A 22473-nucleotide genomic window follows, 5' to 3' on the forward strand; every position below is an offset into this window, starting at 1 on the left:
TCACCCTAGCTACAGGCCACCAGCGCTTCGGCGAACTGTTCCAACTCGGCTTCGGTGACATCGACGTGCGGTGACACCCGCAGCACGGGTCGCATCAGTTCGTAAGGGGCGCGCACCAGTTCGCATGCGGTGGTCACGATGCGGTGTTCGGCGATCAGCCGGGACCGGACTCGCGCCGGGAGGGCGTCACCGGTGGGTTCCAGCGTGGTCAATGCCGTGGGTTCGTCGGCGGGTTCGATGACGCGCCAGCCCGGGACGGCGGACAGCGCGGTCCGTGTCCAGCGCCCCACTTCGGCGAGCCGCGTCCGCAGCGCGGACGGTCCGGCGGCTAGGTGCTCCCCGACGGCGAGCGAATAGCCGACCCGGGCGGCGATATTGGCCTCACCGCTTTCCAGCGGTGGTAGCCGCGGGGCGAGCCCGCCCGCGAATTGCGGTGCCAGGGCCAGCACACCGACACCGCGCGGGCCGGCCAGCCACTTGCGCGACGAGGAGTACAGCACATCCGCTCCCACTGCGCAGTCGAGGTGGCCGAGGGCCTGCGCCGCGTCGATCACCAGCGGCAGCCCGAGGTCCCGGCACACCGGAGCCAGTTCGGCCAGCGGCTGCGCGACACCGCGGTGGCTGCCCAGCGCGGTCAGGTGCACCAACGCCGGTGGATCGGCGCGCAGCACCGCTTCGGCCTCATCCACGAGCAGGCGGCCCAGTGGGTCGACGGGCAACGGACGCACCTGAAAGTCGTTGGCCGCCATGATCGCCAGGTTGGGCCCGTACTCACCCGGCGGGCATGCCAACGTTCGCGGGCCGGCCCAGCTGCTCAGCAGCAGATCCAACGCATGATTGGAACCCGTCGTGAACACCACGTCGGCGTCCGCGATCCCGGCCAGCACCCGCACCGCTTCCCGGCCTGCGTCCAGGACCGGGGTGGCGGCCTCGGCGGAGACATAGCCACCGACCTCGGCCTCGTGGCGGGCATGTGTGGCCGCGGCGTCGATCACGGTGTTGCTCTGCCGCGAGCAGGCGGCGCTGTCCAGGTGCAGACCCGCGGTGGCGACCCGGGCGGCCCGCCACTGCTCGGCGAGTGTCATTTGACGGCCAGCGAGAGTCCGAAGTCACCGGCCGGGTCGGTCCACCAGTGGGTGCGGCGCAGCCCGGCCGCCTCCAGTTCGGCGGTCACGCCCTCGGACCGGAACTTACAGGACACTTCGGTCAGCATCTCCTCTCCCGCCGCGAAGTGCACGGTCAGGCCCAGGGCCCCGATGTGAACACGTTGGGCGGGAACGGATCTCAACCACATCTCGATACGTTCCAGTTCGCCGTTCCACTTGGCGACATGTTCGAAGGCGTCGAGGTCGAAGTCGGCATCCAACTCCCGGTTGACCACGGCCAGCACATTGCGGTTGAAGGCGGCGGTGACACCCGCGCTGTCATCGTAGGCCCGTACCAGGCGGTCGGTGTCCTTGACCAGATCGGTGCCGAGCAGCAGCGCATCGCCCGGGCGCAGCGTATCCGCCAGCGCGGCAAGGAACTTCGCGCGCGGTACGGCGTTGAAATTACCGATGGTGGAACCGAGGAAGATCACCAGCCGCCGGCCCACCCACGGGATCTCACCGAGATCCCGTTCGAAATCGCCACACACGGTGTCGATCTCGACGCCGGGGTATTCGGAGCGAAGGGCGACGGCGGCATCGTGGAGCACGCTGCGGTCGACGTCGAACGGGATGAACCTGCGCAGCGCGCCGCTGTCACGCCAGGCATCGAGCAGTAACCGGGTCTTCTCTGAGGTGCCGCTACCCAGCTCCACCAGAGTGTCCGCCCCGGAGGCGGCGGCGATCTCGGTGGCGCGCTCCCGCAGGATCGACGCCTCGGTGCGGGTCGGGTAGTACTCCGGCAACCGGGTGATGCGGTCGAACAGATCACTGCCCTTGGCATCGTAGAACCATTTGGGCGGCAATGTCTTCGGAGTCTGCTGCAGGCCGTCGAACACATCACGTCGCAGCGATTTGGCCAGATCCGTGCGCAAGCCGGTGGTCATGCCGATCCTTCCAGAGGGGTGAGGGTGATCTCCCCGGGCACCACCGCCACGAGGTGACGGTCGGGAATGTCGCGCCAGGCCGGGTCATCATCGTAGGGTTCGCTGGCCAGCACCACACCGTCGGCGCGTTCCAGGATCGACAGGGTGTCGCCCCAGGTGGTGGCCAGCAGCCGGGTGCCGTTACCGGCCAGGATGTTCAGCCGCGCACCGGGATCGGCGGCGCCCACCGCGGCGACGGTATCGCCGACCGCGTCGAGCCCGCGCTCGAAGATGTGCGCGGCCAGCACGGCGCTGTCGACAGTGGATTCGGCATCTCGGGACGGTGGCAACACCGCGCGGTCGACGACGCCGTTGTGCGACAACAGCCAGGTGCCGTCGGTGAACGGGGCCGACGCCGACGGTTCGATGGGCATCCCGATGGTGGCCGACCGGACGGCAGCCACCACGCAGCCGCTGCGCAGCGCCGGCGCCACCGAGGCGAAAGAAGCGTCACCCCACAGCGGTTTGTCGCTGCGCCAGCGGTGTACGCCCTGCGCAGAGAAGAAGCCCACTCCCCAGCCGTCGGCGTTCACCAGGCCGTGCTTCTGCCGTCGTGGCGAATATGACTGCACCACAAGGCCTTCTGGAGGTTCAAGCACCAGCGACGATACCGACACCGGAGCGCCCAGCCACCCGAGATGCCTACACATCCCACGCCAACCGGACGCCCGAGAAGATCTGCCGCCGGATCGGATGGTCCCAGTTACGGAAGCTGGGCCGCACGATGGAGGCGGCCACCGCCCACGAGCCGCCGCGCAGCACCCGGTAGTCGCCGGTCCCGGAGCCTTCGAAGAACGGTTCGCTGTACCGGTCGTAGATCATCGGCCGGAATCCCGGCCAGGGCCGCAGCGCCGAGGTGGTCCACTCCCACACGTCGCCCAGCATCTGTTCGGCCCCGTACGCGGACGCACCGGCCGGATAGGCACCCACCGGGGCCGGGCGCATGGCCTCGCCGCCGAGGTTGACCACCTCCGGTGTCGGTGGTGCACTGCCCCAAGGGAATCTGCGCCGCTCCCGGAGTGCGGGATTCCATGCGCAGGCCTTCTCCCATTCGATCTCGGTCGGCAGCCGGGCTCCCGCCCACGCGGCGTACGCCTGCGCCTCGAAGAAGGTGACGTGCTGTACGGGCTCGTCGGCCGGGATCTCCTCGACATGCCCGAACCTGGTGCGGGTGCCCGCCAAGGCTCCGTCGTTCCAGAACTGCGGTGCCACCAGACCCGCCTGTTCCCGGTGTTCCCACCCGCGCACCGACCACCAGCGGGGTTCACGGTAGCCACCATCCTCGATGAATCCGCGCCACTCCGCGTTGGTGACCGGAACCCGGCCGATCCGGAAGGCGTCGACGTGCACCGTGTGGGCGGGTCGTTCGTTGTCCAGCGAGTACGGCTCGTCGGATGCGTTGACGCCCAGCGTGAACGGCCCCGCCGGCACCGGCACGGCGGTACCCGCGACACCGGGCCGGCCGGCGGGCAGGGGGGCGCCGGTACCGAGAATGGGTGCGCCGGAGCGCAGGTTCAGCGCCTGCAGCATCGTCTCGTCGTGCTGGTTCTCGTGCGAGATCACCAAACCGAACCGGAACAGCTCGTCCTCGGTGCGCGCCGCTCCCAGGGCATCGAGGGCGCGGTCACGCACGGTGCGGCAATACGCCCGGGCATCCGTCGGGGGCAGCAGCGGCAGCTCGACCCGACTGGCGCGGGAATGCACGAACGCGTCGTAGAGCCGTTCGACATCCGGTGTCAGCATGCCCGGCCTGTCCGGGTTGCCGTCACGCAGCAGCCAGAGTTCCTCCTGCTGCCCGATATGGGCCAGATCCCACACCAGTGGGCTCATCAACGGGTCGTACTGGCGGTGCAGTTCGGCATCGTCGAAATCGACCAGCGCCAAGGTACGTTCCCTGGCCCGGATGAGTTCGCGGGCCAGCACCTCTGGTGACGTCACGACCCACCCTTCGCCAATTGTCCGAGTACGGAAGGAATCCCGTCCGCGAGCACCCGATCGGAAAGGTCGTCGGCCGGGCTGCGGCCGGCCGACGCATTGCGCAGCAGGAGGTCCATCGGCTCGGCCAGCTCGGCGGGCGCGCGTTCGGCGGCGGCGGTCACGCACCGCACCGCCGCGTCCTGCAACCGCGGATCGCCCAGTCCCACCCTGGCCGCCAGATCCCATTCGGCGGCAACAGGTTCGGTCGCCTCGGCCGCGATCTGCGCGGCGGCGGGGTCGTCCATCAACGTGACCAGGGTGAACACCACAGCCGGCCAGACATGGTCGGGCATGCTGTCCAGATAGCGGATCTCCAGCCACTGCCGCGGACGCACCGGCGGGAAGAGCGTCGTCAGGTGGTAGTCGAGATCTTCGTCGGTGGGCAGCCGGCCGCCGAGGGCCGCGCGGCCGTCGGCCCAGTCTGCGAACGTCACCCAGTCCGCCACCGCCTCGGTGTGGGCGTCGGCGTCGGTCGCGCGCACCAGCATCACCGGCGCCCGCAGCGCGTAGCGCGCCCAGTCCACCCTGGGGTCGTCGCTGTTCTGGCCGAGCACGGGCCCGCAACGCGCGGCGTCGATCTGCCCCCAGACCCGCTGCCTGGTGCTGCGCCAGCCGGTGAACTGGCCACCGAGCAACGGGGAGTTGGCCGACAGGGCGATCATCGTCGGTCCCAGGGCGTGCGCCAGCCGCACCCGATCAGCCCAGCTCTCACGCGGGCCGGCTTCGATGTTCACCTGCATCGACGCGGTCGACGTCATCATCGCCGCGCCGGCGGTACCCGACCGGGCGAAGAAGCGCTCCATGGCCCGGTACCGGGGGCCGGGGTGGACTCGCTCGGCAGGGCGCAGCGGGTCGGTGCCCAGCAACACCAGACCCAGTCCACGGGCGGCGAACGCCGCGCTCAGCGCTGTGCGATCGGCAGCGATCGTCGCGATCGCGGCGCACGCCCCCTCTGCGGGTGGGCCGGACAATTCGACGGCCCCTCCCGGCTCGACGGTGATGGCGCTACCGCCGGGCAGCGTGGGCACCGAGGCGATGACATCGGCGAGCTCGGCCCAGCCCGGCCTGCGGGACGGGTCCTCGGTGTCGTAACAGTGGGCTTCGAGCTCCAGCCCGACCGCGCCGACTGGACCGTCGCGCAGACAGCCCTCGGCGATACGCGCAGCCATGGCCCCGGAGGCGCAATCGACATCCCACGCGGCGGTGGTCATGCGTGCCATTCCTTCCCCCGGGGGTCTGGACGCTGAGGGGCGTTCTCTCTGACTACCCTTTATCTTCCAGAAGGGTCCGACATATTCCCAAGGCTTTTGCTCACAGCTACTGCCCCAGAGAGTTCTGCATGGCACCGGCGAGCACGTTGACCGCAGGTCCGCCGTTCCCAGATTGACAGACCTTGGCTTGTAGCAAAACATTTTCGCGCAGCCGGGTCTGGGTGAAGCAACGCCGGTCGGTCCCGGCTTCCTGCTTGATCCACACCGCGTCGGCGGGCATGGCGGGACCGCCGGTGAAGGTCCACACCTGCGTGACGAAGCCGTCCAGGTGCATCGCCGTCGCCTGCCCGGCGCAGCCGACGGTGCGGTCGGTGATCCGGTGGAAGGCCCGGGTGGCCGCATCGTCGGTGGCAAAGACGCCCACCGCCTGCTTGATCAGGTGCGTGGTGTCGGTGGCCGAGGTCTGCGCCCGGGCGCTGTTGAACGAGGCCAGGTCGGGGTCGTCGTAGACCTCGGGCAGGCCGATATCGGCCCAGTTGTTGCAGACCGGGTTGTCGACGGAGAAGGTCTGGATCGGGTCGGTGGACGCGGTTCCCCACCCCAGCGGTGCACCGACGATATTGGCCACCGACCCCTTCGGCAGCACCGCGTAGTTCACCACCCCGGGATCGGACGGTTTGGCCCAGGCGGTGGCGGTCGGCGTGACCGCCAGACACATACCTGCCACGACTGCTGTCAGGCGCATGGCATCGATCATGCCAGGACCGGTGTCGCGGTCAGAAAAGCGTCTGGGTGCAATAGGTCCGGGCCGGGGCGGGATACGGCCATGCGTAGGAACCGGCGACAGCGGGGCATGCGGACTGATCACGCACGTCGAGCCGCTGGGTGATCTGGACGATCAGCTCCGAGCCCCGTTCGGCGCAATCGGCCTTCTGCACCACACCGATCGGCATCTCCATCGTGTAGCAGTGCTGGGCCACGAGATTGGGGACCAGGCAGAGTCGCGCCGTGCCCGGCTCCGCCAATTGGGTGGACAGGTGCTGGTATTCGTTGCTCGGGCAGTTGCCGTTCGCGTCCGCGGTGGCACCGACGGTGTAGCTCGGATCGGCCGTGCACGCGGACTTGGCGGCGCGGGCGGGCGCTTCCGGAGTCGCAGAGGGGATCTGCACACAGTCGCCCACGGTGAAGATCCTCGACGTCGCCACATCGGCGGACTGGGCCCGGAATCCACACGAGGACAGAATGGCCGCCAATACCACAACACCGACCATCAGCACGGTAGGCGACGGTCGGCGTGTCATGGTTAGCGAGACTCTCACGAGTCACCCGCTGCTGCCAAGAGGTCACGGGGATTCTCAGACCCCCGTGACCGTCCTCTTAATGTCTCTAGCGCCGATTAATGTCCCCAGGGCCGATTAATGTCCCCATGGCCGATCAATGTCTAGGGCCGCGGCATGACGTTCGGACCACCCGGCCCGGCCGGGCCCTGCTGCCCACCGGGACCACCCGGTCCACCGGGGCCACCCGGGAAGCCGTCGCGGTCACCGGGACCGCCCGGGAAGAACATATGCGGCGGGCCCATCGGCGGCCCCTCCCGGTGGAACATGCCCGACTCGCGATGCGGGCCGCCGCGGTGTCCGCCGTCGGAATTCTTGCCCAGGTAGAACCCGGAGAAGAACACCACCGCGACGATGAAGGTGGCGCCGGCGGCGATCCCCACCCAGGCGACGGCCTGGAACAGTTTGTTCGGACGCTTGGGCTCCACGACCACCGGCTGCGGCGGGGCGGGGGTCGCGGGGTTCACTGTGGCCACTGGGGCCACCGGGGTGGTGGGTGTCTCGGCTTCATCGCTCATGCTTCCCATGATGCCGACGCGGGGCAATGTGCCGGTTAGATGGGCAATATGAATCAGCTGTGAGACGCGGCCACGCCCTCGGCGGGCGGCACTTCCACGAGCAGCGACATCCCGTGGTGGACCGACATCTCGACGGCAAAACTGTGCAGATCGTCGACATGGCCGATCACCTTGCCGCTGAACATGTCCGACACCGCCGCACCGGGGGGCAGGTACTCGGAGCGAACGGTGCCCGCGATGTCCTCGTTGGCGAAGTTCAGCACCGTCAGCTGCATCTGGTTCGGGTCGTCGAGCTGGTGGACCATGACCAGCATGCCGTGGTGGGAGACGTCGGGGATGTCGATCTGGCGGCTGGTCGCCACCCCGAAATGCGTCCTGACCCGCAGGATGGCCTGGAGCTGACGCAGGAAACTGGTGTCGTCGGCGAGCTGTTCCGGTATGGATCCGTACAGGCTGGTACCACGCGGCATGCCGGCACCCGAGTGACTGGCCTCGGGGTTGACGCCCATCAGATCGTGCGCGGCACGGTGGATCCAGCGGGTGTCGCCCCCGCGCAGGAGCTCGCAGATCTCCGCGGCCGGTAGCGTCAGCATCCCGCAGAGATCCCAGCCGGACAGGGCGAACACCCCCGGCTGCAGCGCGTTGAACATGGCCAGCAGCAGATGCGCCCGCCGGATGCGGTCGATATCGGTGATCTCGTCGAGATCGCTGACACCGAGGGTTGCGGCGATGACCGTGGCGGTGGTGCAGGCGATGCCGTTGGTGGTGAAGACCAGGTTGTACGGCGCGTGCGGGCCGGTGAGTGCATCGGTGAGATCGGTGCGGATGGTCTGCCCGAGTTCTTCGCCGGTGACCTCGTGACCCTTGTAGGTGTAGATATCGTCGCGGTGCCCGGCGGACCAGTGCACCAGCTCATAGGTCAGCTCGTCGTGGTTCTGCAGGGCGTGTACCAGCGAGGCCGGGTCGACCTCCGTCTCCAGCGTGGTGCGCAGGGTGAGGCGCAGGAACTCGGTGTCCCCCGTCGCCAGCGCATGCTGGTAGGCGGGCCGGTTGATGAAGTCGTAGGACAGATCGGGTCCGGCGATGCTGTTGTCCCGGATGTCGTCGATGGTCAGGTTCAGCTCCTGGAAGGTGAACCCTCCGAGCTTGCGCACCATGCTTCCGATGAACTGGTTCGCCGCCTGTGACAGCGGGTGGCCTTCCGACCAGCCGACGTCATCCTCGGCCGATTTCTCCGCGCCGAGGAACCCGTTGGCATCCAGGCGCAGGCCACCCGATCCCAGGTCGCTCAGCGAGTGCAGTGCGTCGCCGATCACCAGTCGCATACCGGCGAAGCTGGGATCGAGCCAGTTGATCGAGGGTTGCCCGTCCTTGAAGTAGTGCAGATACACCCAGCGTCGCTCGACACCGTCGACACCGACGATCGGCCGGGTCACACTCCAGTTGGTTTCCTTGATGCCCTCGGCGTAGAAGATGACCCGCTGCAGCCGGCCGATGATGTACCCGGCCTTGTCCAGCCAATCCTCGGTCGCGGAATCGACGTTCACCGAATCGACACCGGCCGGGACCTCCGGCAGGTGCTCCCAGTCCCGGGGATCGATGTCGACCATGTGGTAGATACCCGGGTAGTCGGCGTATTTCATCTCCGCCAGCCGGAAATCGGCACCCTTGCCGGTGTGGCCGGGCACGATGTCGTCGATGATGGTGCCGCCGTACCAGTTGGCCGTGCCGCACATCTGCCGGAACTCGTCCTCGGTTCCGAAAGCGGGGTCTATCTGGGTGCTGATCCGATCGAAGTGGCCATCCACGCTCGGCGTCAACTGCCAGCCCGAGATGCCGCCCGCCCGTTTCACCGGGCCGGTGTGCACCGCTTGAATACCGATCTCCGCGAACGCTTTCCACATCTCCTCGTCGGCCATCGCCTTGAGGAACGATTCGTCGGGCCGAGTGATCAGCGACAGCGGGTAAGCGGTGAACCACACCGATGCGGTGTCGACGGCCGCGCGCGGGTTCGGCCGCGCGAACGGGTTCTGCCACATCGAGCCCTGCCCGGAGAACTGCTGGCTGATCTCGTTGGCGTCGGCCAGCATCGACTGCGACAGCAGCCACGAGACGTACGCGGGGTTCGCGCCGGTCGGCGGCCCGTCCTGAGCCAGCGACCGCCGCACGAACGGGGTGCGCACCCGCGGCCGGGAGCGCAACGTCTTGGGGCGAGCCGGATGCAGATGCTCGTCGAAGGTGATCTCGGCAGGCTCGTTGGACTGACCGTCCACCGCGGGGTCCGGTGGTCCAGCTGCCTGCGACGACATCTGTCTCCTCCCTCACGTGCCACGACGGCGCTACCCCGAGGGGCAGTATTGCCACGTGCCGCTCCGCGCAAACATCGTGGGACCTGTACACGCGAGGGCACAGCGCCGACTCGATGCTACGCGAACACCATGGGAGGCCGGGCGTTTGTGCTAACCCGTTGCCTCCCAAGGCTTCAACGGATTCACCGCGAACTGGATCACCCGGTACGGGGCATTGTCGGCGGGTGCGGTGTGCCACTGGCTGATGAACACCCTCAACTCGTCGAGCGTCGACGCCGGCGAGATATAGCCGCCGTACGGTTGGGCCAGGCTGTTATCGCGCGGATCGGGCAGATCCTCGGGCGCGTCCGGCCACGGCGAGGCGACCACCACCGTGGTGACCGGTGCGGTACCGAGCCGGGTCGGATCGTCGGCGACGCGCACCTCCATGTTGCCCGTGGTGGCATTGAAATAGGACAGCACCGTCTTACCGTCGATCTGGCGCGCGCTCAGCTCGCCGGCCCGATCGCTCCACAGCGCGGTGGGCGGGTGGCCCCAGCCCCGCGCCGCCGACCAGCCCTGCCAGCGACTGCGGTCGGTGAAATCGGCCGGCGGCACCCGGTACAGGAACACCGGGCTGGTGCGGTCGAAGTTGTCGGCCACGATATACACCCAGCCGCTCGGCGAGTCGCGGGCCGGAATCGGGTCGTAGTATCCGCTGATCTGCGACTGCGCACCGCCGGCATAGGAGGCGTCGCGCCGAGACTTGGGTACGGTGGGCCAGTTCGGCTGTGCCGCATCGGCTTTCACCAGGCGCGAGGAATCGGGTTTGAGATCGTGGGTGGTGGTGACGAGCATGTAGTTCGCCCGGTTGATCGACACGATCCCGGCCGGCAGTTGCGACGCACCCACCGGCGGCCGGTCGGCCAGCAGCGGCGTCGTCACCCCGGTGACCCCGGTGACCCGCACGCGGTCGGCGATCGAGTCCGGATCGACGTGCAAGGCCACGGGCGAATACCAGTTGCCGAATCCGACGCCCTGGCCCGCGAAGCTGTCGCCGCACACCTGCAGCATCCGGCTGGGGAACTCCATGAACTCACACAGGTCCGTCGCGCCGACACCGTAGTCGCCGGTATCGGTGCCCGTTCCGGCCACCGGGCCCAGGCGCATCACCTGGCCGGGTGCCAAGCCGAGGTCGGCCTGGGCCGGCACCGCGAACACCAGCGCCGAGACCGACGAAATGGCGCACACCACTCGTACTTTCGCGCCCAAATGTGCACCTCGGCGCAAATTAGCCCTGAGCCAGCAGTTCGGCGATCTGGATGGTGTTCAGTGCGGCACCCTTACGCAGGTTGTCACCGGAGACGAACAGCGCCAGTCCACGCCCGTCCGGCGCTCCGGGATCCTGACGGATCCGGCCGACCAGCGACTCGTCCACACCTGCGGCGGCCAACGGTGTGGGGACGTCCACCAGCTTCACCCCCGGCGCACCGGCCAGCAGCTCGCGCGCCTGTGCGGGCGAAAGGGGTTCGGCGAACTCGGCATTGATCGACAGCGAGTGGCCGGTGAACACCGGCACCCGCACACAGGTGCCGGATACCAGCAGGTCGGGGATACCGAGGATCTTGCGGCTCTCGTTGCGCAGCTTCTGATCCTCGTCGGTCTCACCGGAACCGTCGTCGACCAGCGCACCGGCCAGCGGGACCACGTTGAAGGCAATGGGCGCAACGTATTTCACCGGAGCCGGGAAGTCCACCGCACGTCCGTCGTGCACCAGTCCCTCGACACCGTCGATCACCGCGCGCGCCTGGGTGGCCAGTTCCTCGACACCGGCCAGGCCGGTGCCCGAAACCGCCTGGTAGCTCGACACGATCAGCCGGGTCAGGCCGGCGGCGTCGTGCAGCGGCTTGAGCACGGGCATCGCGGCCATGGTGGTGCAGTTCGGATTGGCGATGATGCCTTTCGGACGGTTGGCGGCATCTCGCGCGAAGTTGACCTCGCTGACCACTAGCGGCACGTCGGGGTCCTTGCGCCACGCCGACGAGTTGTCGACGACGACGGCCCCGGCGGCGGCGAATCGGGGTGCCTGCACCCGCGACATGGTGGCGCCCGCGGAGAACAGCGCGATGTCCAGACCGGACGGGTCGGCGGTCTCGGCGTTCTCGACCTCGATCTCCTGGCCGCGGAAGGTGAGCTTCTTGCCCTCCGAACGGGGCGAGGCGAAGAACCGCACCGACGTGGCCGGGAAGTCCCGTTCCTCCAGCAGTGCCCGCATCACCTGGCCGACCTGACCGGTCGCGCCCACCACACCGATGGAAACCATTATTTGACCCCGTCGCTTCGCTCGCCCCACATCGCTAGATCCCGCTCCCTGCGTACACGACGGCTTCCTCATCGCCCCCGAGGCCGAAGGCCTCATGCAGCGTGGCCACCGCCTTGTCCAGCTCGGTGTCCTTGATCAGCACCGAGATCCGGATCTCGGAGGTGGAGATCAGGTCGATGTTGATGCCGGCGTCGGCCAGCGCCTCGCAGAAGGTCGCCGTCACCCCGGGATGGCTGCGCATCCCCGCGCCGATCAGCGACACCTTGCCGATGTGATCGTCGTAGAGCACCTGGGAGAACCCGATCTCGTCCTTGAGAGCGGTCAGCTTCTCCACCGCACTCGGTCCGTTCTCCCTCGAGCAGGTGAAGGTGATGTCGGTCTTGCCGTCCTCCACCTTCGAGATGTTCTGCAACACCATGTCGATGTTCACGTCGGCGTCGGCGACGGCGCGGAACACCTTGGCGGCGTAGCCGGGGACGTCGGGCAATGCCACGACGGTGACCTTGGCCTCGCTGCGGTCGTGCGCGACTCCGGTGAGGATGGCGTCTTCCATGGGGATGTCCTCGATCGATCCTTTGACAATGGTTCCGGGCTTGTCCGAGTACGACGAACGGACGTGAATCGGCACGTTGTATCGGCGGGCGTATTCGACGCAGCGCAGCATCAGCACCTTGGCGCCGCAGGCGGCCATCTCCAGCATCTCCTCGAAGGAGACGGTGTCCAGGTGCTTGGCGTTGGGCACGATGCGCGGGTCGGCGGTGAAGATGCCGTCGACGTCGGTGTAGATCTCGCAGACATCGGCGTGCAGGGCGGCGGCCAGGGCGACGGCCGTGGTGTCCGAACCGCCGCGGCCCAGCGTGGTGACGTCCTTGCTGTCCTGGCTGACGCCCTGGAATCCGGCAACCAGGACGATCTGGCCCGCATCGAGGGCTTCCCGCAGGCGGGTCGGGGTGACGTCGATGATCTTGGCGTTGCCGTGCGTGCCGGTGGTGACGACGCCGGCCTGTGAACCGGTGAACGAACGGGCTTGCGCGCCGAGCGACTCGATGGCCATCGCGACCAGCGCGTTGGAGATGCGCTCACCGGCGGTGAGCAGCATGTCCATCTCGCGCGCGGGCGGCGCCGGGGATACCTGGCGAGCCAGATCCAGCAGGTCATCGGTGGTGTCACCCATCGCGGAGACGACGACGACCACGTCATGGCCGGCCTTCTTGGTTTCCACGATGCGCTCGGCGACGCGCCGAATCCGATCGGCGTCCGCCACCGATGATCCGCCGTATTTCTGCACGACGAGCGCCACTGTAGAACCTCTCAACCGCCGGGATGTCCCCACAAGGATAAGGGGTCCGGACACCGGTTTTTACTCCTCCACCTGCCGGTAGCTTCCCGGTAGCTTCGGTGGGCATGAGCGACCGCCTGGCGCGCACCAGCGTGCCGATCCATCCGCCCATCGCGGCCCGCTGGAGCCCGCGCGCTTTCGACCCGTCCTCGGTGGTCAGCCGCCACGACCTGACGGCGTTGGTGGAGGCGGCGCGCTGGTCGGCCACCTGGGGGCACCGCGAACCGGTGCGCTACGTCGTCGGGATACGCGGGGATGAGACATTCACCACTCTGGCGGGCCTGCTCAAGAGGGGTAACAGCTACGCCCGTGCGGCGGGTGCGCTGATCCTGGTGTGCGCCGACGACGGCGAGGACGAGCGCACCGCGCGCTATGCCGCCGTCGACGCCGGTGCGGCGATCGCCGCACTGAGCATCGAGGCGGTGTCGCGCGGTCTGATCGCGCATCCGATGGCCGGGTTCGACACCGACGGCGCGCGGGGGGCATTCGATCTCCCGGCCGGGCTCCGTCCGCTCGCGGTGATCGCCGTGGGCTCCCTCGGCGACTACGCACAGGCCGACGCCGCCGTCGTCGAGCGCGACAGCCGGCCCCGGGAACGGCTGCCCCTGGACCGGCTCGTGCTCAACTGGCCGTGTGAGCCGTAACTCGCCCGCAACACCACACAACAGTCCACGTAACAGAAACATCGTCTACTGCCAGTGATCGGCCTGGCGGCCGCACCCCCTCAGGAGACGTATATGGATACCGGTACCACCGCGTTCATGCTCTGTTGCATCATCGGCCTCACGATGATGATCCCCGGCCTTGCGCTCTTCTACGGAGGCATGGTCTCCGTCAAGAGCTCGACCAACATGATGATGATGACCTTCGGCGCGGTCGCGATCGTCGGTGTGCTCTGGGTGTTGTTCGGCTTCTCGATGACCTTCGGCACCTCGATCGGCGGCTCCGGACTGGTCGGCAGCTTCACCGAGTTCGCCGGTATGAAGGATCTTCTGGAATCGCAGACGACCATCAGCGGTCTGCCGGTCAGCCTGTTCGCGTTGTTCCAGGCACTGTTCGCGGCCATCACGGTGGCGCTCATCTCCGGTGCGGCAGCCGACCGGATGAAGTTCGGCGCCTGGATGCTGTTCGCCACGGTGTGGGCCGTGCTGGTGTACTTCCCCGTCGCGCACTGGGTGTTCGCCTTCGACGGTGTGGTCACCAAGGACTCGGTCGGTGGCTGGATCGCCAACAGCCTCAAGGCGATCGACTTCGCCGGCGGCACCGCGGTGCACATCAACGCCGGCGCGGCGGCGCTGGCCGTCGCCATCGTGCTCGGCAAGGCCGCCAACTGGGGTCAGCTGCGCAAGCCGCACAACGTCCCGCTGACCCTGCTGGGCGCGGGCCTGCTGTGGGCCGGTTGGTACGCATTCAACGGTGGTTCGGCCCTTGCCGCCGGTAACTCGGCCGCCATCGTCATGGTCACCACGTTCGTCGCGACCTGCGCCGCCACCCTGGCCTGGCTGGCCGTCGAGAAGTTCAAGGACGGTCATGTCACCGGCGTCGGTGCCGCGGCCGGCGCGATCACCGGTCTGGTCGCCATCACCCCCGCCTGCGGTGCGGTCACCCCGGTCGGCGCCATCGTCCTCGGCCTGGTCGCCGGAGCCATCTGCCCGTTCGCGGTGGGGCTCAAGGAGAAGTTCGGCTACGATGACTCGCTGGACGTGGTCGGCGTGCACCTCGTCGGCGGTGTCATCGGCACCCTGATGATCGGCTTCCTGGCCAGTGATTCCATGCCGAATGCCACCAACGGCCTGTTCTACGGCGGCGGATTCGGTCAGCTCTGGAAGCAGGCCCTCGCGGCAGGCGCGGTGATGGCCTACTCCTTCGTCATCGCGTTCGTCATCGCCTTCGCCATCAAGAAGACGATCGGCATCCGCATCTCGCCCGAAGAAGAAGAAAAGGGCATCGACACTCACGTCCACCGGGACGCGGCCTACGAGCTCGCACCCGCCTAGATCCCAACCCGGCTCCAGCCGGCGCAGCACTCCTGCGCCGGCTGGTCACCGGGGTTTCTTTGGCCCATTCGAGTTTCACCGTACGATACATTGGTTCTTATTAGGAGACAGTTATGCCGCCCGATCTTGCCACCCAGGCCGAGCAATCCGGCACCCGATTCATCCTCGCGCTGTTCGTCGACCTACGCGGAAAGCCCTGCGCCAAACTGGTTCCCGTCGAGGCCGTCGACCAGCTGGCCACCGAGGGAGTGGGATTCGCCGGGTACGCCGTGGGCGCCATGGGCCAGGAGCCCAAGGACCCCGATCTGATGGCCATTCCCGACCCGGCGTCGTTCACCCCGATCCCGTTCATCAAAGAGGGTCTGGCGCTGGTGCACTGCGATCCGCACGTGGAGGGCAAGCCGTGGCCGTACGCACCGCGGGTCATCCTCAAGGGCTTGATCCAGCGGGCCGCCGACGCCGGTTTCGAGCCCTGGGTGGGCGCGGAGGTGGAGTACTTCCTGCTGCGCCGCGACGCCGACGGCAGCCTGGTCACCGCCGACACCGCCGATACCGCGGCCCAACCCTGTTACGACGCACGGGGTGTCACGCGGATGTACGACCACCTGACCTCGATCTCCACCGCGATGAACGCACTGGGCTGGTCCAACTACGCCAACGACCACGAGGACGGCAACGGTCAGTTCGAGCAGAACTTCGAGTTCGCCGACGCGCTGACCACGGCCGACCGGGTGATCACGCTGCGCTACCTGTTGTCGATGATCGCCGCCGAGCGCGGCATGGTCGCCACGTTCATGCCCAAGCCGTTCGCCGATCGCACCGGCAACGGACTGCACCTACACATGTCGCTCACCAGCGCGGGTGTCCCAGTGTTCCCGGCCCAGGAGGACCCGCGGGGCCTGGGTCTGTCCGACACCGCATACGGGTTCATCGGCGGCATCCTGGACCACGCCTGCGCACTGCAGGCCGTGGTGGCCCCCACCGTCAACTCCTACAAACGAACCGGTGCCACCACCACGTCGTCGGGGGCATCGTGGGCACCGCGCAAGCCCAGCTACGGCGGCAACGACCGCACCCACTACATCCGGGTGCCCGACAACCAGCGCGTCGAATTGCGGGGCGGCGACGGCTCGGCCAACCCGTACCTGGCGATCGCGGCGTCGCTCGGCGCCGGCATCGACGGCATCAAGCGCAGCCTCGACCCCGGTGCCGTGGGCGCGCAGGGCCCGTCGACGTTGCCGCCCACCTTGCTGCACGCCATCGACGAACTGGAGGCCGACCCGGTGATCACCGGGGTACTCGACGCCGCCGGAGAGGGCGTCGCGTCCTACTTCGCCGGCCTCAAACGTGACGAGTTCTTCGCCTACCACGGCACCGTGGCGCCGTGGGAAGTCGATTCCTATCTGACCGCGTTCTGAAACTTTCAAGGGAGACAACATATGTGCGGGATCGTGGGGTTACACCTACGCACGCCGGAGCTCTATCCCCGGCTGGGCGAACTGCTCACCGGAATGCTGTGTGAAATGTCGGACCGCGGGTCGGATTCGGCCGGGGTGGCCGTCTACGGCGACCCGGCGTGGTCACCGCCGGGCCGGGGGTGCGTATCGGTGACCGATATCGAGAAGGCCCCCGACCTGGGCCCCGATGTTGCAGTGGTACAGGTTGATTCGACCTATATCCTGACCGCCGACGAGCCGTCGGAGGAACTGCTCACCCGGGTACGGGCGGCCTACCCGGACGCGTTGATCGCAGGGTTCGGAGCCGATCTGGCCGTGCTCAAGGGTGTCGGCAATCCACGTACCCTGACCGAGGGCTGGGGGCTGGCCAAGGCCCAGGGCTGGCAGGGTGTCGGACACACCCGGATGGCCACCGAGTCGGCCGTCACCCCGTCGGGCTGCCATCCCTACACCGTCGGCCCGCAGCAGTGCCTGGTGCACAACGGATCGTTCGCCAACCACGCCACCATCAGGCGCGAACTACGCAGGGCCGGAGTCGAATTCGACAGCGAGAACGACACCGAGGTCGGCGCCCGATTCGTCGCCAAAGCGCTGGCCGACGGGCGGGACGTGGAAGGCGCGCTGAAGGAACTGTGCGCCACCTTCGACGGTTTCTACACGCTGCTGGTGTCCGACCGCGACTCGTTCGCGGTGGTCCGTGACGCCATCGCCTGCAAGCCGGCAGTCATCGCCGAGACACCCGACTGGGTGGCGATGGCCAGTGAATACCGCGCGCTGGCCGGCCTGCCCGGTGTCGAAGAAGCCAAGATCTGGGAACCGGAACCGGAGGTTGTGTACGCATGGAAAAAGTAGGGGCCACGCTATCGGTTGAGTCTTTCGATCTGCGCACCTCACCGTTGCGCGAGGTCCACTCGGTGCTGCACCAGCCGGGAATCGAAGGTGATTTCCTCATCGCCCACCCCGACGGCGCCCACAATGTCGCCGTCGGACTCAACGCACCGGTGCGGGTGCGCATCGAGGGACATGTCGGCTACTACGCCGCGGGGATGAACCAGCTCGCTGACATCACCATCGCCGGTAACGCCGGCACCGGGGTGGCCGAGAACATGATGAGCGGCACGGTGCGGGTCACCGGCAACGCGTCGCAGTCCGCCGGGGCCACCGCGCACGGCGGCCTGCTGGTGATCGAAGGTGACGCGGCGGCCCGCTGCGGTATCTCGATGAAAGGCGTCGATATCGTGGTGGGCGGCAACATCGGCCACATGAGCGCCTTCATGGCCCAGGCGGGGCGACTGGTGGTACGCGGTGATGCCGGTGAGGCCCTGGGGGATTCGATCTACGAGGCCCGGATCTACGTGCGGGGCAAGGTCGCCTCGCTGGGCGCGGACTGCATCGCCAAACCCATGCGTACCGAACACCATGCCGAACTGGCCGAGCTACTCGCCGCAGCCGGCTACGCCGACGACACCGCGGAGTACACCCGGTACGGATCGGCACGCAACCTCTACCACTTCCACGTCGACAACTCTGCGAGCTACTAAATGACTTCAGTTGATGACCGGGCCCGGCTGGGCCTGCGCGAGTCCGCCACCTTCGACCGCCCCACCATCGCCGCCATCCAGCGGGCCGCCGAGACGGGGATCTACGACATCCGGGGCTGGGGCGCCAAGAGGCCGCTTCCCCATTTCGACGACCTGCTGTTCCTGGGTGCGTCGATGTCGCGTTACCCCCTGGAGGGTTACCGGGAGCGCTGCGGCACTGATGTGGTGCTCGGCGACCGTCATGCCAAACACCCACTGCACCTGGACATCCCGGTCACCATCGCGGGTATGAGCTTCGGGGCGCTGTCCGGGCCGGCCAAGGAGGCATTGGGTCGCGGCGCCAGCGAAGCGGGCACCTCCACCACCACCGGCGACGGTGGGATGACGCCCGAGGAACGCGGCCAGAGCAAGAACTTGGTCTACCAGTACCTTCCGTCGCGCTACGGGATGAACCCCGACGACCTGCGCAAGGCCGATGCCATCGAGGTGGTGCTGGGCCAGGGGGCCAAACCCGGTGGCGGTGGAATGTTGTTGGGGCAGAAGATCTCACCGCGGGTGGCCGGGATGCGCACGCTGCCCGAGGGGATCGACCAGCGCAGTGCCTGCCGGCATCCGGACTGGACCGGGCCCGATGATCTGACCATCAAGATCAACGAGCTGCGCGAGATCACCGACTGGGAGAAGCCCATCTACGTCAAGGTCGGGGCCACCCGCACCTACTACGACGTCAAGCTCGCGGTGCACGCCGGCGCCGACGTGGTGGTGGTCGACGGGATGCAGGGCGGCACCGCCGCCACCCAGGAGGTGTTCATCGAACACGTCGGCATCCCCACCCTGGCCGCGGTCCCGCAGGCGGTGCAGGCCCTGCAGGAACTCGATGTCCATAGAAAAGTGCAGTTGATCGTCAGTGGCGGCATCCGGTCCGGCGCCGACGTGGCCAAAGCGCTGGCCCTGGGCGCCGACGCGGTGGCCATCGGCACCGCGGCGCTGATCGCGCTCGGCGACAACCATCCCCGCTACGGCGCCGAGTACGAAAAGCTGGGCAGCGCAGCCGGTTTCTACGACGACTTCCAGGACGGCCGCGACCCCGCCGGGATCAGCACCCAGGACCCCGAACTGGCCGCACGTTTCGACCCGGTCGAGGGTGGCCGGCGGCTGGCCAACTACCTGCGGGTGTTGACCATGGAGGCCCAGACCATCGCGCGGGCCTGCGGCAAGGCGCATGTCACCCATCTGGAACCCGAGGACCTGGTGGCCGTCACCATCGAGGCCGCCGCCATGGCACGGGTACCGCTGGCCGGTACGAACTGGATTCCCGGCTCATGAGCGAGACCGCAGATGTCGTCATCGTCGGCGGCGGACTGGAGGGGGCCGCCGCGGCGTGGGCGTTGAGCCAACGCGGGGTCACCGATGTCTTTGTGGCCGAACGCAATACCGTCGGCTCGGGGATGACCGGCAAGTCCAGCGGCATCGTGCGCTGCCACTACGGGGTCAGTTCGCTGGCCGCGATGGCCACCGTCGGCCTGGAGGTGTTCGAGAACCCTCAACATTTCTTGGGGGATCACGCACTCGACATCGGGTTCCGGCAGACCGGCTATGTCGTCGGGGTCGGCGCACCGAACGTCGAGAACCTGCGCAAAAGCCTGGCCGCCCAACGTGAGGTGGGCGTACAGACCGAGGAGATCGACGCCGCGGACGTCGCGGCGATGTGGCCGTGGGCCGACCTGGAGCCGTTCGCCGCGTTCGGCTGGGAAGCCCGGGGCGGCTACGGTGACGCCTACCAGACCGCGCAGGCCTTCTCGGTATCCGCACGCGCCGCGGGTGTGCGGGTCCGGCAGGGCACCGAGGTCACCGCGTTACTCACCGACGGCGACAAGGTCACCGGAGTGCGCCTGGCCGACGGCACCGAGGTGTCCGCCGGCACCGTCGTCATCGCGACCGGGGTGTGGACCCGTCCGCTCCTCGCGCCCTACGGGATCGACGTACCCATCGAGGTGCACCGGGAACAGATCATGATGATCAAACCCGGCGTCGATCTCGGGCAGGTCCCGGTGTTCTCCGATCTGGTCTCCCTGCAGTACATCCGCCCGGAACCCAACGGGGAGCTGCTGTTCGGGAACTCCGATCTGGTGGCACTGGACATCGCCGATCCCGACGCGTATTCCAACCGCGCCGATGACGCCTTCGTCGACCTGACCGTCGACAAGATCAGCACCCGGTTCCCCCGTCTCGCCGACGCCGCCATCGCCAGCAGCTACGCGGGCTGTTACGACGTCACCCCGGACTGGAATCCGGTCATCTCACGCACCGGAATCGACGGACTCATCGTGGCCGCCGGATTCAGCGGGCATGGCTTCAAGATCGCCCCGGCCGTGGGGCGGCTGGTCGCCGATCTCGTCGTCGACGGTCGCAGTACCGACCCGCGCATCCCGGAGACCGATTTCCGGTTGTCCCGGTTTGCCGAGGAGGATCTACTCAGAAGCCCCTACCCCTACGTCGGCGCGGGCGAGATGCGCTAGGCAGGAGAGCAGAGTCGAACCATGAGTGACGTCCCACTGCTCCGCAATTCCGGCATCGCCCGGGACCGGGATCCGCAGGCGCCGCCCGACGACCTCGAGTTCGAGGCCGCCATCGGGCGCAATGTGCGCCAGCTGCGGTTGGCCCAAGGGCTGACCGTCGCGGAGATGGCGGCCCGGGTGGGCATCTCCAAGGCGATGCTGTCCAAGATCGAGAACGCCCAGACCTCGTGCAGCCTGTCCACGCTTGCGCTGCTGGCCAAGGGTCTCGACGTGCCGGTGACCAGCCTGTTCCGCGGGGCCGACGTCGAACGCCCGGCCGCTTTCGTGAAGTCGGGCACCGGGGCGCGCATCGTGCGCAACGGCACCAAGGAGGGGCATGAGTACCAGCTGCTGAGCTCGCTGCGTGGCGAGCACAAACGGCTGGAGTGCCTGCACGTCACGCTGAGCGAGAAGAGCCGGACCTATCCGCTGTTCCAGCATCCGGGCACGGAGTTCATCTTCATGCTCGAGGGGGTCATGGATTACAGCCACAGCCGATCGGTGTACCGGTTGCACCCGGGTGACTCCCTGCAGATGGACGGCGAGGGAGCGCACGGCCCGGTGGATCTGGTGGCGCTACCGATCCGGTTCCTCTCGGTGATCGCGTTCCCGGACACCCAGGTCTGACTACTGGTGGTGGAACGCGGTTCCGGTGGCCGACTGCGCGGTCGCAGCCGTTTCCAGACCGGTGACGGCGCCGGTCGCGCCGAACAGTCCGAGTGCCGCAGCGCCGAGGACGCCGGCGGCCAGGATCGGGGCACCGATGGCTTTGACGAAGTTGATCATGTCGTGAGTTCCTTTGCGTGAGTGCGCTGTTGACTCAACGATGCCCGGGCGCAGGGCCACGGTCTGTCGGGCGAGTGGTGGATATCCGGGATGAACCCGGTGTCCCCCGATCAGGGGAAGGCGCTCCGGATTCAGCCGAAGAGTTTGGCCGCCGAGACCGCGATATCGGTGACCGCCTCGCACCGCGGCGGGGTGCTCTCCACCGAGACCGAGGGGCGGATCACCACGTCCGAAGGGCGCAGATAGTCGCCGCCGAGCAGTTTGCGGCGCATCGGAGCACCGAGGAACACACTTGCCGTACAGAGTTGGGTATCGAGGAACACCACGACACCGTCGCGACTGAGCCGCGACCGGTTGTCGGTGCCCGGTTCGAACAGTTGAGGCTGCAACGTGAGCCGCACGGCGGTGCGATCGGCCAGCGTCACGGCACACATGTGCGGCCGGGTGGCGCCGATATCCCACCGCGCCGCGGGCACCACCGGCACGATCTCGCAGGGATCGCGCTCGGCGAGCACGACAGGGTAGGCCGCCGCACCATCGCGGATCGGGGGCCGCGTCGCGTCGAGTATCGGCGCCGCCGACCGCCCGATGACGTCGGCGAATCCGCACGACTGTTCGGTGATCGGGGTGATCCGGACCACCGGTTCCACCGGCCCGGACAGTGGTGGGGCGCCGGGCAGGCGTGCCAGCGGCAGCGTCCCCACGAATTCACACGGCGACGGCTCCAGGGTGTCCAGCCCCACCCACACGCTCACGTAGCGGCGGGCGCTTTCGCCGGCCACCTTGATGTCCACATCGCATTCGTCGAAGGCGAACATCGTTCCGACAGAACCGATCTCACCGATTTTCGCGAGCGTTTCACGGGTCAGCAGGCCACACGGGTCGAGGCGGCGAAGTGCGCGCAGATACGCCAGCCGATCCCGTTGCGCGGGGCTCACCGGCACCCCGTAGGTGGACACGGGCCCGGCGAAGAAGTACCCGGGATCGGGGGCCGCGGCGCGCGGTGCGGCGGGGATGAACCGGGCACATCCCGCGAGGCCGAGCACCGTGACGAGTAACAGGACCAGCAC

The 22473-nt window shown here is 67.9% G+C and carries 22 protein-coding genes; 8 read left to right on the plus strand and 14 right to left on the minus strand.

Translation table 11 applies throughout. The annotated features are described in order from the left end of the window. Positions 1 to 5: 5 nt before the first annotated feature. From egtE to QN239_RS00650, 12 genes are all read right to left on the minus strand, one after another. The gene (gene egtE, locus QN239_RS00595; protein WP_499007630.1) at positions 6 to 1085 is read right to left on the minus strand and encodes an ergothioneine biosynthesis PLP-dependent enzyme EgtE; all 1080 of its coding nucleotides are present in this window, start codon (positions 1083 to 1085) and stop codon (positions 6 to 8) included. After that, the gene (gene egtD, locus QN239_RS00600; protein ID WP_499007632.1) at positions 1082 to 2032 is read right to left on the minus strand and encodes an L-histidine N(alpha)-methyltransferase; all 951 of its coding nucleotides are present in this window, start codon (positions 2030 to 2032) and stop codon (positions 1082 to 1084) included. Before egtD ends, egtE begins: the two co-directional genes overlap by 4 nt. Further along, the gene (egtC, locus tag QN239_RS00605; RefSeq protein ID WP_499007633.1) at positions 2029 to 2721 is read right to left on the minus strand and encodes an ergothioneine biosynthesis protein EgtC; all 693 of its coding nucleotides are present in this window, start codon (positions 2719 to 2721) and stop codon (positions 2029 to 2031) included. The genes egtD and egtC overlap by 4 nt, the downstream gene beginning before the upstream one ends. Continuing rightward, complete coding sequence (egtB, locus tag QN239_RS00610) at positions 2714 to 4009, minus strand: ergothioneine biosynthesis protein EgtB (protein WP_499007634.1); 1296 nt, start codon at positions 4007 to 4009, stop codon at positions 2714 to 2716. Before egtB ends, egtC begins: the two co-directional genes overlap by 8 nt. Beyond that, entirely contained in the window at positions 4006 to 5259 is a 1254-nt protein-coding gene (gene egtA / locus QN239_RS00615) for an ergothioneine biosynthesis glutamate--cysteine ligase EgtA (RefSeq protein ID WP_499007635.1), read from the minus strand. Before egtA ends, egtB begins: the two co-directional genes overlap by 4 nt. 106 nt (positions 5260 to 5365) lie before the next feature. After that, complete coding sequence (locus tag QN239_RS00620; protein WP_499007636.1) at positions 5366 to 6004, minus strand: sensor domain-containing protein; 639 nt, start codon at positions 6002 to 6004, stop codon at positions 5366 to 5368. 31 nt (positions 6005 to 6035) lie between these two features. After that, positions 6036 to 6560 carry a hypothetical protein gene (locus QN239_RS00625; protein WP_499007638.1) on the minus strand — a complete coding sequence of 175 codons (525 nt, stop codon included), beginning with the start codon at positions 6558 to 6560 and terminating at the stop codon, positions 6036 to 6038. A 140-nt stretch (positions 6561 to 6700) separates the two neighbouring features. Continuing rightward, positions 6701 to 7114 carry a hypothetical protein gene (locus tag QN239_RS00630; protein WP_499007639.1) on the minus strand — a complete coding sequence of 138 codons (414 nt, stop codon included), beginning with the start codon at positions 7112 to 7114 and terminating at the stop codon, positions 6701 to 6703. A 53-nt stretch (positions 7115 to 7167) separates the two neighbouring features. Next, positions 7168 to 9423: a maltose alpha-D-glucosyltransferase gene (treS, locus tag QN239_RS00635; protein WP_499007641.1), complete on the minus strand. Its 2256-nt coding sequence runs from the start codon at positions 9421 to 9423 to the stop codon at positions 7168 to 7170. Positions 9424 to 9573: 150 nt separating this feature from the next. After that, complete coding sequence (locus tag QN239_RS00640) at positions 9574 to 10644, minus strand: DUF4185 domain-containing protein (RefSeq protein WP_499016466.1); 1071 nt, start codon at positions 10642 to 10644, stop codon at positions 9574 to 9576. A 49-nt stretch (positions 10645 to 10693) separates the two neighbouring features. Beyond that, a complete protein-coding gene (locus QN239_RS00645) occupies positions 10694 to 11725 on the minus strand; it encodes an aspartate-semialdehyde dehydrogenase (protein WP_187097231.1) in 1032 nt (343 codons plus the stop codon). Between the two features lie 34 nt (positions 11726 to 11759). Then, positions 11760 to 13025 carry an aspartate kinase gene (locus QN239_RS00650; RefSeq protein WP_499007643.1) on the minus strand — a complete coding sequence of 422 codons (1266 nt, stop codon included), beginning with the start codon at positions 13023 to 13025 and terminating at the stop codon, positions 11760 to 11762. A gap of 104 nt (positions 13026 to 13129) precedes the next feature. On the opposite strand from QN239_RS00650, the gene QN239_RS00655 reads away from it, so the two are divergent. From QN239_RS00655 to QN239_RS00690, 8 genes are all read left to right on the plus strand, one after another. Continuing rightward, positions 13130 to 13708 (plus strand): nitroreductase family protein, encoded by a 579-nt coding sequence (locus tag QN239_RS00655; RefSeq protein WP_499007644.1) that lies wholly within the window; start codon positions 13130 to 13132, stop codon positions 13706 to 13708. A gap of 93 nt (positions 13709 to 13801) precedes the next feature. Then, complete coding sequence (locus QN239_RS00660) at positions 13802 to 15061, plus strand: ammonium transporter (protein WP_499007646.1); 1260 nt, start codon at positions 13802 to 13804, stop codon at positions 15059 to 15061. 113 nt (positions 15062 to 15174) lie between these two features. Further along, complete coding sequence (gene glnT, locus QN239_RS00665) at positions 15175 to 16479, plus strand: type III glutamate--ammonia ligase (RefSeq protein WP_499007647.1); 1305 nt, start codon at positions 15175 to 15177, stop codon at positions 16477 to 16479. A gap of 21 nt (positions 16480 to 16500) precedes the next feature. Next, positions 16501 to 17370 carry a class II glutamine amidotransferase domain-containing protein gene (locus QN239_RS00670; protein WP_499007649.1) on the plus strand — a complete coding sequence of 290 codons (870 nt, stop codon included), beginning with the start codon at positions 16501 to 16503 and terminating at the stop codon, positions 17368 to 17370. Further along, complete coding sequence (locus tag QN239_RS00675) at positions 17358 to 18059, plus strand: protein glxC (RefSeq protein WP_499007651.1); 702 nt, start codon at positions 17358 to 17360, stop codon at positions 18057 to 18059. The genes QN239_RS00670 and QN239_RS00675 overlap by 13 nt, the downstream gene beginning before the upstream one ends. After that, the gene (locus QN239_RS00680; RefSeq protein ID WP_499007652.1) at positions 18060 to 19385 is read left to right on the plus strand and encodes an FMN-binding glutamate synthase family protein; all 1326 of its coding nucleotides are present in this window, start codon (positions 18060 to 18062) and stop codon (positions 19383 to 19385) included. Further along, positions 19382 to 20578 (plus strand): NAD(P)/FAD-dependent oxidoreductase, encoded by a 1197-nt coding sequence (locus tag QN239_RS00685; RefSeq protein WP_499007654.1) that lies wholly within the window; start codon positions 19382 to 19384, stop codon positions 20576 to 20578. Before QN239_RS00680 ends, QN239_RS00685 begins: the two co-directional genes overlap by 4 nt. 21 nt (positions 20579 to 20599) lie before the next feature. After that, positions 20600 to 21244, plus strand: coding sequence for a type II toxin-antitoxin system RelB family anti-toxin (locus QN239_RS00690; RefSeq protein ID WP_090361680.1), 645 nt, complete (start codon positions 20600 to 20602; stop codon positions 21242 to 21244). Here QN239_RS00690 and QN239_RS00695 read toward each other — a convergent pair whose 3' ends face one another. Beyond that, positions 21245 to 21403 (minus strand): hypothetical protein, encoded by a 159-nt coding sequence (locus tag QN239_RS00695; protein WP_499007656.1) that lies wholly within the window; start codon positions 21401 to 21403, stop codon positions 21245 to 21247. A 131-nt stretch (positions 21404 to 21534) separates the two neighbouring features. Then, positions 21535 to 22473 carry a hypothetical protein gene (locus tag QN239_RS00700; protein ID WP_499007657.1) on the minus strand — a complete coding sequence of 313 codons (939 nt, stop codon included), beginning with the start codon at positions 22471 to 22473 and terminating at the stop codon, positions 21535 to 21537.

The organism is Mycolicibacterium sp. Y3, assembly GCF_051188035.1.
GTDB lineage: Bacteria > Actinomycetota > Actinomycetes > Mycobacteriales > Mycobacteriaceae > Mycobacterium > Mycobacterium fluoranthenivorans.